Genomic DNA, 10,299 nt, shown 5'->3' on the forward strand with positions numbered 1-10,299 from the left:
TATGTACTAATTGTACATATAGATCTTAAAAACATGGTGGTTTGTAATATCTCCCTTTCCCCTTTTAGCTCACAACTTATCAGTTTAAACGAAAATACTTATTCCTTTAGCTCAAAGGGGGAAAGAAAAGAAGTTATTGTATATTTTTTCCTTTTATGTACAATTAGTACATAGAACAATTTGTTCTTGATGCTTTTTATTAGCCATCAGATTCTATCTATTTCATTTATATGTACCTTCTATTTTCTAATCACCATAATACAAACACTTGTTCCTGATCAAGAAAAACTCTTACGTTTATAACTGAACAAGCCGCCTGTTATTAATCAGTTGAAAAGTTTTATTCCCTATCCTCCATTCCTCTTCTGCTCTTCTAGCATCTCTAGCTTTTGCAATGTCAGTTGAACCGCAATTGCATCATCCAGATATCCAATGGGAAAAACATAATCAGGAATGATGTCAACTGACAAAATAAAATATAGCAGCGCACTACCAATCACAGCCTTCTCTAGTGGTTGAATCTCCTCATGGCAAAATCGTACATACATTTCTTTTAATTGCTCAATAAACGGCCCTTCTCCATTCACATTCTCCACTTTCTCTTGAAACTCTTCTTTAATGATTCTGCTTCCTTCATTCGTTTGTGCATGCTTTTCATATTTTTCTAATTCTTGTTGTACCTGCTTCGTTGTATATTTCCAGTCGAATAAACCTGATGATTCAAGAACCTTTTGGATGTGGTCAATGGAGGTATGAATATCAGATGGCAGAGGCTCTCTAGAGATTGTTAAAGGATATCCAGCCGCTACATATAAACGGTCCATTGATACATCAAGACACTTACTGATTTGCTCCAAATGCCTTGGGCGAGCAGCTTGTTTCCCATTTATAATTCGGGAAATGGTTGCCACATTGATTCTACACTGCCTGCTTAGTTTGCGCATGGACATCGATCGTTCATGAAGTAATTTCTTAATGAGAATTCCTAATTCTGTCTCTTTTGACTGGTTTCCCATTCCCCATCCTCCCCCATTTACATTTATGAATGCAAACCTGTTTAGATAAAGTAAACATTGGGCACAGGCAATACGCACATTTTCTAAACGTTTTCGTAACATACAAGTAAGAAAAAGCTTTTTCATGATATAGATAGCTTTCACGTAGAAAAGTTAACTAAGTTCATTATAAAAAAGGAGTGTATTTCAATGAATGCATTGTTATTAGTTGGTCTTGCCTCATCATCAAGTCTGGATCAATTAGGTGTTACCTTAGCTCATAGCTTAAGAGAACTTCATAATTCGAACGTAACTGCGATATGGATCCCTCTGATATATTTACTCGTTAGCCTAGGCAGCATTTATTTTGGTCAGTGGATTTCACTTCTCGCAGTTGGCTTCTTAGTAAGTGTAATTGTTAGTCAAATTATTTTATTAGCGATCGATCGAAAAAATGTGGTCGTTCTTGAAAACATTTTTTCCAAACAGCTTACGCACAGTCTAAGCACTGCTGAATGCTCCTATTGTCATAAATCTGCTCCACTAAAAATAGGAGAAGCAACGATTCTGCTACTTGCTTTTTCGATTCATACCTTATCAAACAAAGTACGTGCTTTTTTTCATAAACTCCCAGCCATTACGATCACTTTCACAGTCTCTCTTTCCAGCTTTTTCACTCTGTGGATGAGTCTAGCCTTTGGAGAAAAAGTTAGAAAGATTAAAATTTGCTCCTTGCATCTCGGTAAATTTGGGACCCTTATCAGCGGCATAATCATCATATTATGCGTGCTTGAAATGTTTCTGTAATTGAGACGTCTGTCCTTTCATCCCCCACACGTAAATAGACCGGCTTCCCCTATTAAATCAAGGAAACGGTCTATTGCCAAACAAACGGATGTAAAAATGGGATTGCTGTAAATGACAAAAATCGAAATATAATATGAGGAGAAGAGGTCTTTTGGAAGATACTGTAGATAAAAGAAGTCGTCCTGAACTGATTTTTCATGCCAGCTTTGATAAGAATAGTATTTATGGCCAAAGATATGCATACGGATCAGGACTTGAAAGGATTTAAAAAACCCTCAGGATAATTTTTCCTAAGGGTTTTTATTTGCTATCAATGATCGCAAAGCCTTCCTTTTTTCTTGCAGAACGTCTCGTTCTATCTTCAAGTAGCTAGCTCTTCTTGGTAGTCAAAGTGTTTATGCTAGTGAAATGCCCCAGACTTTTCACAGCAATCACAAAGTTAATGTAACATTACGATAAGAATGCCAAGTAAAAACAGCCGTTCCCACCCTCATGCTCGTGAGATCGACTGTTTGCTAATGATTGTTCCACTGGGTACACATATCAAATAAAGATCGATATGGTACCAGATGATATAGGGCGATTTATTCAGCAACGCCTTATCTATTTACTGGCCTTCCTCTATTTGTGAAAAGGAAGTATGGGATGTATTCTCTTTTTTCCCTAGCTGTAACTGATTTTCTTTTCCTTTCCCCCATAAAAAGCCAATGCATGCTCCAACTAAGGCTGGTAGTACCCATCCTATTCCTTGCTCATACAACGGAAGGTAACGATATACGTCTGTAATGAACGAAACATCTACGAATTTACTTTGCTGTAAGGCGTCTCCTAAACTAATCATAGCCGTTCCCAGCAAGCTCATTTTATAAACTGACTTATATCCTTTAAAAAGGGAATGTCCAAAGGATAAAATGATTAAAACAATTGTTAATGGGTAAATCACTAACAGAATGGGTACTGAAAAAACAATAATTTGATTAAGTCCCAAATTAGCAATAATCATACTCGTAAAGCATACGATTCCCGTCCACACCGTATAAGAAAAACGTGGCATAAGCTTTGCGAAATACTGTCCGCAGGAGGTTATCAGGCCAACCGATGTAGTAATACAAGCAAGAGTAAATACTGTTCCTAGCAAGATCGTTCCGTATTGTCCAAATAAATTGGTGGAAACAGCCGTCAAAATCTCTCCTCCATTTTGATAAGAAGGCAATAAGCTTTGGCTAACCGCCCCTAAATACCCCAGCATAAGATAGATTAGAGCTAGTAGGAATCCAGCAAATACCCCTGTTCTCATCGTAAGGCGGGTAATTTGTTTTTTATTAGAGATATTTTTTCTTTCAAAGGCTGCAACGATTACTCCTCCAAATAGTAATGCAGCTAATGTATCCATTGTCATATAACCTTCCATAAAGCCTTTGAAGGTAGCGGACTGTTGGTACGCTTCAACTGGTTTCCCAAAATCACCAATCGGATAAAACTGGCTTTGTATAAAAATAATGGTAATCATGCTAAGTAAAATAGGGGTTAAAATTTTTCCAATACGTGCAAACATCTTAGAAGGATTGAGACAGAGCCAAAAATTAATGGCAAAATAAATAACTGTATACACTGTTAATGTCAATGAATTAGCACGTAAAAAATCAGGTAAAAAGGGAACAACACCCATTTCAAATGCAACGTTACCTGCACGCGGTATAACTAAAAAGGGCCCCAAGCATAAGTAAGTCGTCAAGGTAAATACGATAGCAAAAATCGGATGCACCCGATTGGTTAAGACATCTAAGCCCCCACTTTTCGCAATCGCAGTTACCCCTAAGATAGGTAGGCCAACAGCAGTAATGAGAAAGCCAAGCATGGCCTGCCATATATTTTCTCCTGCCGAAAAGCCAAGTGCAGGGGGAAATACTAGATTACCTGCTCCAAAAAATAAGGCGAATAACATAAGTCCAATATACAACTGTTCCTTCCATGATAGCTGTTTCATTTTTTCTTCTCCTTTATATCCAAAAAATAAAACCTCTCGCCTTATCATCGTAAAAATGATGACTGAGGCGAGAGGTTCGCGGTACCACCCAGTTTTCTCTAATTCACTCACGAGAATTAGACATTATGAAGTCATAGACTTTCATCCTATAACGTGGATCATTCGGTGTATATTACTTGAGCATTTGCTTTTCACATACACTGCTCATAGGCGACTTCGGAAAAAGATAGTGACCGTTCTCTCAGCCGTGGAACGGATTTCTGTACATCTAGAGCTTCTTTCTACTACTCCTATTCATTGCAAGTAATGAAAATATGAAATTTTACATCATTTATAAAAAATAAAAAACCTCAGAACGAAATGACATCTATCATCTCATTCTGAGGTGTATATTTTACACGGTACCACTCAGCTTTCTTGCTTTTTCACAAAAACAAGCTCTGTAAGTCAATTATCATGACTCGGGTCTATTAACGAGACCAACCGTTACTCACTACTCGATCTTACTCAATCTTTGGCGAGTAAAGCTCAAAGGTGACATTCAATAATCAGTCCGTCACCACCCTTCCAGCCAAGGGGCAGCTCTCTAATCACACACTTGATTATCTACTATCCTTCTCAATGCTTTTCATATGTAAATGTTAACAAGCAGGAAACATAGTTTCTTTTTATTAATTATAGTCAGCTTTTTGCTACTGTCAAGCGGTACGTTGTTATTTTTGCTAGGAGAGAAAAATTGATTAAACAGGAGATGCTTTAAGCTCATGCTCCTCTGAGAGGCTTGTTTGCATCTTATACAAGGTAGAATAAAGGCCATTTTTCGTTTCCAGATTACTGACTAAAAAACCAGACCTTCTATTGAAAGTCTGGTTTTTTATGACAGATATAAGCTTTGATTCGAATATTACTTTTTTAACAATCAGAAACCTTTACCAATTGCTTTCCAGTGTTCTCTCCGGTAAATAGCCCAAGGAAAGCTTCCGGTACATTCTCCAAACCTTCTATAATATTCTCGGAATACGTAATTTTTCCTTCCTTGATCCACTGGGCCATCTGTGTCATTCCCTCATGATAACGATCTGTATATTGAGTCACCAAAAAGCCTTTCATAGTAGCCGTTTTCTTGAGGAGCTGCACCTGAACCCTAGGCCCAATATCCTGCTTCTCTGAATTGTAGAGAGAGATCTGACCGCAGAGAGGAATTCGCGCTCCCTGATTAATCAAGCTCAGAACGGCATCTGATATCGGACCACCCACATTATCAAAATAAACGTCTACCCCGTTTGGGCAAGCTTTTTCTAATGCTAGTTGCATATTTGGTGTTTTTTTATAATTAATTGCTGCATCAAATCCGAGCTCTTCTGTTACATACTGAACTTTTTCATCAGAGCCAGCAATCCCTACAACACGTGCCCCTTTGATTTTTGCTATTTGCCCGACAAGCATTCCCACCGCTCCTGCAGCCCCTGAAACAACAACGGTTTCCCCTGCCTGTGGTTGACCTATATCCAATAAACCGAAATAAGCGGTCATTCCAGGCATTCCAAGTACACCCAATGCGGTTGTAATTGGTGCTATATTTGTATCGATTTTTTGTACTTCTCCAGCATCAACCACGGAGTAATTTTGCCAACCTAATAGACCAAGGACAACATCCCCGACTTGAAATTCTGAGGACTTCGTTTCTATTACTTCTCCAATTACTCCACCGATTATCACTTCATTTAGCTGAAATGGGGGTATATAAGATTTTTGATCATTCATTCTCCCCCTCATATAAGGATCAACAGATAGGTACAGAGTACGTATTAATAGCTGATTGTCATTGACTTCAGGAATAGAGGATTTGATGAAGGTGAAATTATCTCTTGTTGGAACGCCAACTGGCCGACTAGAAAGTAAAATCTGATTATTAACTGCTTCTTTCATTAGTAATCCTCCCTACTTTTTAGTATAACGTTATCTTTGCACTCCTATATTACCATACGAAATAAATTAATTAAACTTTTTTCGTATAATTCGTTTAGTTAAATAGCAGTTATATGTTTATTATCCAACTTTGCGTTATAATGTAGTTTGATGTTTTAGATTGGGAGGCATTAAAGTGACAAACACTCGAGGCAGATCACGTAAAAATGAGCAAGAGACGAAAAAAGAATTGATTATTCGTCTACTTCCCTTTCTTAAAAAGCAAGGGATCAGCTCTTTGAAAATGGAAGATATAGCAAAATATATGGATATAAGCAAAGCCACGATGTATAAATATTTTTCTTCCCGAACAGAAATCTTAGAAGCGACAGTAGAAGTGTACGTTGACTATATCCTTGAGAACCTTCATGAGTTATCTGATAACGAATCTGCTTCTTTCATACGCCGCTTCCAAAAGGTTTTTGAAAACTCGGTGGTTCTGGCTATTTTTTTATCAGATTTATTATTACAGGAACTAAAAAGCATGTATCCTCATTTATACCAGCGAATTGTTGAGGCGCAAAAAGCTCGTAACGATCATATCAAAGCATTTTATGAAGCTGGTCATAGAGAAGGTGTGTTCCTTTCCGTTAATCCTTCTTTATTAATTGCTCAGGACGAGCTACTCCTGCCAAGTTTACTTAGTCCTGTTTTTTTGATGCAAAATCACATGACTTTAGAACAAGCCTTATTTGATTACTATCAGATGAAAAAGCATCAACTGGTCAAACCCGAGCTTATTCCTGACGTAGATGATTCATTCATTCCAATGCAGGTTGGGCAATGTATTCAAAAAATTACATGGACAGAGTAGTTCATCTAAAGCGTTCAAGCTAAATTAATCAGATTAACTGTAGCTCAACTGTCCCTATTCCATATAGGATATTCGTTGGTCTTTCCAAAAAGTAGTCAAATCCTACCTCTGGCATAGACAAAAAACCAGTCAAAAGCACAATGGTAACGTGTTGGACTGGTTTTTTGCATGTAAACCTTTTGCTTATGGGAATGGGATAACCCAGTTGAAAGCTTGCACTTCTTTTCAGACCGTAATAGCCGGTGTTCTTGAATGTTTCAGAAGTTGAATATCAAGATTCTGGTGTACTGATGAACATCATAATTTTCTCTTCTGGGCGGCAATCAGCTAAGTAATGATCGAGCAGTCCCAGATGTAATCCGCATTCACTTTCTATAGAATCAGCTCCTAGCATAATACTAGCCTGATGGGGACTGTTTTCTGGAGAACTAGATATCGTATAATATTTCGGCTGAAGCGGGGGCAACAGCTCGATAAACCTTTCGAAGGGCATCTCGCAGGCTTCATATTTTTCAAGCAGTTCTAGCATCGACATACCCTTCCTCTCTACCTGCTGTTCATAGGTAGCCTCATCTAACAAAGCCTCTAATTCACGTTTATGTGGAGGACAAACCGTGTAAGCTGCAAGCTCATGTAGCTGTGCATGAGTCACGGTTGCTTGCAGATCTACATTTTGACTCAGCAAATCATCAAGTCGTACTGGTCGATCCAGCGGAAGATGAGCTATGTTACGTCCATCTGCCCTCAAAATCAAGTGATCGTTCCCGTTCAAGCCAAAGCGTCTTAAAATTCGTTCGACATGCTCCTTCCTATTTTTCGGTAATACTCCGATGTGATCACCCTCCTGATAGCTAAGGCCATCTGGCAGTGTGATTTCTACTTGCCGGATGCTTCGCCCACAATTAGCACTCTCAAGTTCACGGTTTTCTTTTATATAGGCATAGACAGCATTGTACTTGAGAGCGAGCGGTACATCTGACAAGTCATTCATAAATTGAATCGTAAGGGTTCCGTGATCTTTTTCCTCAAGGTTTTTCTGTAAAATAAAAGTCTCCATGACGTCAAGCCACATACGCTTCTGCCAGTCTTCCAGTTGTTTTTCGAAGTCTCCGCTAGTGTCAGCTTCCCCTCGCAGCGAAAGCCTTTTCGCTCCTTTTAAAGCAAGCTGCTCATCAATAAATCTTGGGACGTCTTGATAGGTATTTGCCCAATTGCGGTCTCCACATCCGAAAACCGCATACGTAACTCCTTGAAGCGCACCTGCCTCTACTCCTTCCAGCCATTGCACGAATTTGCGAGCATTATTGGGAGGCTTTCCATTATAAGAAGCAGTAACGATCAGTACGACTCCTTCTTTCGGTAACTTCCCTAGCCAATCATCAAGCGGTGCCATCTCACTACTAATACCGAGCGAACCTGCAATATTAGAAAGCTCTCGTGCGGTACGCTCTGCTGTACCTAAATTTGACCCATAAAGTATCAGTAAAGATGCATGGTTGACCCTGGCTATGGATGTTTTCATCTGATCCCATCGACTATCTCCCCCTAGTATGTTTACAGCTCCTACTTCCGGATCTTGGGTAGATTGGTCTAGCTTTCGTTTCTTTCGCTGTTTGACACGTATGTAAAATTCTTCTGGTTTTATCGTTAATGTTTGTTGAATGCTTAACTGATAGTTCGTATGATCAATTAATTCAAAGTTCTGGAGAATCATACTTAGAACTAAAGTGGCTTCATGCAGTGCAAATTGCATCCCAATGCAGGCTCGTTGACCATTTCCAAAAGGTTTATAGGCATGATGGGGGACTTTATCAGGGTCCTCAAATCGCTCGGGGCGAAATTCATCAGCATCATCTCCCCAAGCATCTTTATCTCGATGAAGCTGGGGTAAGAGTAATGCAACAACTTCGCCTTTTTTTATGGCATACTTCCCTCCAATGATTGTATCTTCTCGAGCGGTAAGTTCAAATCCCGGGGCTGTTGGCCATAAACGTAAGGATTCCTGTAGAATCATCCGAACATATGTGAGTTGCAGAACCTGCTGATACGAAGGAGATACACCGGTTAATACCCGATCCACTTCCTGGTACGCTTTTTCTCGCACCTCAGGGTTTTTCAGCAAAAAATAGAGAGCAAATGATAATAAGCCGCTTGTTGTTTCATGTCCTGCTATTAAAAATGTGATGATTTGATACCGGATATTTTCGTCATCCAGCCTCTCTCCAGTTTGCGGGTCCTTCCCGTTAAGCATGCGGGAGAGCAAATCGATTTCACCCTGATCGCCATTCGCCTTTCGTTCCTCGATGATTTGGTCTACTAATGAAAACATCGTATCAATATCTTGGGTAAACTGACGTCTGGTTCCCATCATTAGCATATTTTGAATTTTCAATCTCCCGCTCTGATGCATCGCTTCTTGAAGTGCGCGAACCATACTGTTGATAAAAGGGCTGTGTGTTTCTCTATAAAAACTATTAAAGCGATAATTAAAGCCGCATAACCCAATCGTATCCAATGTAAGTCGAGTCATATCGCCAGGAACATCTATACTTTCATTAGGATTAAGACGTGCCCATTTTTGAATCAACTGCAAGGCAATGTCCACCATCATAGTATGGTATCCTTTCATTGCGTGTTGACTGAAAGTAGGTAGGAGGATATTATGTGCCTTTTGCCAATTAGGCTCCTCAATCCTGCTCGTAAATAAACCATCTCCACCAAAAGCACGGACATTTTCCAAATCACCTGTAATGTTTTTGAAGAAACGCGACTCGTCACAAACCTCAGCCGCTAGTTTATGACCAGAAATGACCAAGCTTGAATTTCCAGGAAGGGTTAATCGGTAGATTGGACCGAACTCTTCTGCAAGTTTACAGAGTGAAAGTGTCGGTGTATCTTTGTCTATTAAGGGGTAATTGCCAAGCGGACCATACGTTTTGGGTTGCGGAATATATCCTACTTCTTTCATCACAAACATCCTTTCAGATTAATTCGCGAAAGAGTGGTTGCCCTGCTACGCATCATCAAATCTGCTTATGATTTTTCTTGTTTAAAACCATGATAAAGTGTGTCTAAAAGAAGCGACGCAGCCGATCTTTTCGCAATATGACCTTCTTGAACCTGCTGCCATGTCATAAAGAGAAGTGAGTACAGGACATTCAAAATCCATTCGCTGTTCATATCTGCACGGAGGTAACCTTTGCGTTGCAATACCTGAATTGAGTGTCGAACAGGTTCCTTTACCTCCTCCTCAGCTTCAATCATTTCTTGACTGTAATACAGCGTAGATTCATGAGCTAGAAAATAAATCTTATCCCCGAGTGGAATTAACGCCTCAATCAATTGCGAAATATAGGATTCGATGTTTTCCTCGTCTAACGGAATTTGGTTTATCGTCTCTCTGAACACCTGAGAAGATCTTAATCCTAGTTGCAGTATCAATTGATCCCTATTTTCGATGTATCTGTGCAGGGTCGCAATGCCGATACCGGCGTATTCGGCAATTTCATTCAAAGATGCAGTTGGCTTTTCGACTAGTAATTCTGTAGCCGCATCCAAAATGGCATTAAGCCTAGCCTCCTTTGTCGCTGATCTGGCATTTTTCATCTTGTAGGCCCCTCTTTCTCTTTGATCAGTTCATTTTTTTGATAGATAAAACTATCAGTTGATAGAATAATACACCAATTATTATATAAATTCAACTTTTCTGATAAAAAATAAATACCATC

7 protein-coding genes and 1 other annotated feature are annotated in these 10,299 nt (G+C 39.3%); of the genes, 2 read left to right on the plus strand and 5 right to left on the minus strand.

Annotated elements, in window-relative coordinates:
* Positions 1 to 347: 347 nt before the first annotated feature.
* Positions 348 to 1,016, minus strand: coding sequence for a DUF1232 domain-containing protein (locus AYJ08_RS21010; protein WP_064019335.1), 669 nt, complete (start codon positions 1,014 to 1,016; stop codon positions 348 to 350).
* Between the two features lie 189 nt (positions 1,017 to 1,205).
* On the opposite strand from AYJ08_RS21010, the gene AYJ08_RS21015 reads away from it, so the two are divergent.
* Positions 1,206 to 1,802 (plus strand): MntP/YtaF family protein, encoded by a 597-nt coding sequence (locus AYJ08_RS21015; RefSeq protein WP_064019336.1) that lies wholly within the window; start codon positions 1,206 to 1,208, stop codon positions 1,800 to 1,802.
* A 607-nt stretch (positions 1,803 to 2,409) separates the two neighbouring features.
* Here AYJ08_RS21015 and brnQ read toward each other — a convergent pair.
* Both brnQ and AYJ08_RS21025 read right to left on the minus strand, forming a co-directional pair.
* A complete protein-coding gene (gene brnQ, locus AYJ08_RS21020; RefSeq protein WP_064019337.1) occupies positions 2,410 to 3,789 on the minus strand; it encodes a branched-chain amino acid transport system II carrier protein in 1,380 nt (459 codons plus the stop codon).
* Positions 3,790 to 4,167: 378 nt separating this feature from the next.
* Positions 4,168 to 4,420, minus strand: a binding site (T-box leader).
* Between the two features lie 281 nt (positions 4,421 to 4,701).
* Complete coding sequence (locus AYJ08_RS21025) at positions 4,702 to 5,718, minus strand: NADP-dependent oxidoreductase (protein WP_064019338.1); 1,017 nt, start codon at positions 5,716 to 5,718, stop codon at positions 4,702 to 4,704.
* Positions 5,719 to 5,893: 175 nt separating this feature from the next.
* On the opposite strand from AYJ08_RS21025, the gene AYJ08_RS21030 reads away from it, so the two are divergent.
* Positions 5,894 to 6,571: a TetR/AcrR family transcriptional regulator gene (locus AYJ08_RS21030; protein ID WP_064019339.1), complete on the plus strand. Its 678-nt coding sequence runs from the start codon at positions 5,894 to 5,896 to the stop codon at positions 6,569 to 6,571.
* Positions 6,572 to 6,842: 271 nt separating this feature from the next.
* Here the strand turns inward: AYJ08_RS21030 and AYJ08_RS21035 are convergent, their stop codons facing one another.
* Both AYJ08_RS21035 and AYJ08_RS21040 read right to left on the minus strand, forming a co-directional pair.
* Positions 6,843 to 9,539 carry a cytochrome P450 gene (locus tag AYJ08_RS21035; protein ID WP_064019340.1) on the minus strand — a complete coding sequence of 899 codons (2,697 nt, stop codon included), beginning with the start codon at positions 9,537 to 9,539 and terminating at the stop codon, positions 6,843 to 6,845.
* 65 nt (positions 9,540 to 9,604) lie between these two features.
* Positions 9,605 to 10,177, minus strand: a complete 573-nt coding sequence (locus AYJ08_RS21040; protein ID WP_064019341.1) for a TetR/AcrR family transcriptional regulator — start codon at positions 10,175 to 10,177, stop codon at positions 9,605 to 9,607.
* Positions 10,178 to 10,299: the final 122 nt, after the last annotated feature.

The organism is Brevibacillus sp. SKDU10 (assembly GCF_001645205.1).
GTDB classification, from domain to species: Bacteria; Bacillota; Bacilli; order Brevibacillales; family Brevibacillaceae; genus Brevibacillus_B; species Brevibacillus_B halotolerans.

What these genes read in the sequence shown, in the direction of transcription:
- AYJ08_RS21015 (WP_064019336.1), top strand. Translation starts at nt 1,206, where the DNA reads ATGAATGCATTGTTATTAGTTGGTCTTGCCTCATCATCAAGTCTGGAT.
- AYJ08_RS21035 (WP_064019340.1), bottom strand. Translation starts at nt 9,539, where the DNA reads ATGAAAGAAGTAGGATATATTCCGCAACCCAAAACGTATGGTCCGCTT.
- brnQ (WP_064019337.1), bottom strand. Translation starts at nt 3,789, where the DNA reads ATGAAACAGCTATCATGGAAGGAACAGTTGTATATTGGACTTATGTTA.
- AYJ08_RS21040 (WP_064019341.1), bottom strand. Translation starts at nt 10,177, where the DNA reads ATGAAAAATGCCAGATCAGCGACAAAGGAGGCTAGGCTTAATGCCATT.
- AYJ08_RS21010 (WP_064019335.1), bottom strand. Translation starts at nt 1,016, where the DNA reads ATGGGAAACCAGTCAAAAGAGACAGAATTAGGAATTCTCATTAAGAAA.
- AYJ08_RS21025 (WP_064019338.1), bottom strand. Translation starts at nt 5,718, where the DNA reads ATGAAAGAAGCAGTTAATAATCAGATTTTACTTTCTAGTCGGCCAGTT.